Origin of the sequence: Vibrio sp. 03-59-1, assembly GCF_013114135.1 — a bacterium.
GTDB classification, from domain to species: Bacteria; Pseudomonadota; Gammaproteobacteria; order Enterobacterales; family Vibrionaceae; genus Vibrio; species Vibrio cortegadensis.
On sequence record NZ_VTYA01000085.1, the window covers coordinates 1 to 886 of the forward strand.

At 39.8% G+C, this 886-nt stretch carries 1 protein-coding gene; it reads left to right on the forward strand.

Annotated elements, in window-relative coordinates:
- The first annotated feature begins 250 nt into the window (after positions 1–250).
- Complete coding sequence (locus F0249_RS20040; protein WP_171757654.1) at positions 251–685, forward strand: GNAT family N-acetyltransferase; 435 nt, start codon at positions 251–253, stop codon at positions 683–685.
- The last annotated feature ends 201 nt before the right edge of the window (positions 686–886 follow it).

The following is an 886-nucleotide window of genomic DNA, read 5'->3' on the forward strand; positions in this document are numbered from 1 at the left end:
GCCGTCAAGCACACTTTTTGTGGCAAGTATCAGAGAATTAACGCGTTTTTTGTGAATGGAGGGGCATTGGTTTTGTATAGTTTGCTGTAGAATCTGAATATCGCACATCGTTAGTCCATTTGTTCGAAATGTGTGTTTGGCGATATTCATTAGATCAAAGACAGCGATGCGCGTCTACCTCATTGTTTTTACGGTTAATTATGAGGGGATTCACAAGAATTGGGCGTTATGTGCTTAGAGGGAAATTGGCATGGAAGTTATTATTGGCAAGTCAGCTCAGCTTATCGAAAAAGCTCAAGCTATTCGTTATCAAGTTTTCACGGTTGAGCAAAAAATCCCTAATAAATTGGATTTTGATGGTCTAGATAGTTCTTCTGAACATGCTCTTGTTATGAATGAAAATCGACCTGTGGCAACAGCGCGTTTAACTATTAATACTGATGGTTCGTCTGTCATGGCTAGAGTCGCAGTTCTCGAAGCGTATCGAGGTCATGGTATCGCCTCAATGGTTGTTAAAGCGTTAATGGATCATGCTACGAGTCAAAGTGTATCTTCAATAGAAATTCATGCTCACGGTTATTTGCGAAGTTATTATGAAAAATTTTGCTTTGAATTTATCAAAGAAGTAGAAGTTGTTGGTGAGCATCAACTAATAGAAATGCGTCATCAAATAGTACGCACATAACAAAACGTTTAAGAGTGATTCGCAACGCTCAGCGGCTTCAGTTCAAATTTTAGCTTAAGTGTTTATGGCACAATGACTTAAGTTTAGTGGTAGCGTCGCTCACCTATATGGTCTCCCCCGGTTTTGCAAGTCAGTAGCATAATTAAAAGCGCAGGTTAACTTCCATATATACGGCCTGTTTAAGCGGCTATTGCCTTGGCC

Coding starts and splice junctions, on each gene's coding strand:
- F0249_RS20040 (WP_171757654.1), top strand. CDS start 251: ATGGAAGTTATTATTGGCAAGTCAGCTCAGCTTATCGAAAAAGCTCAA.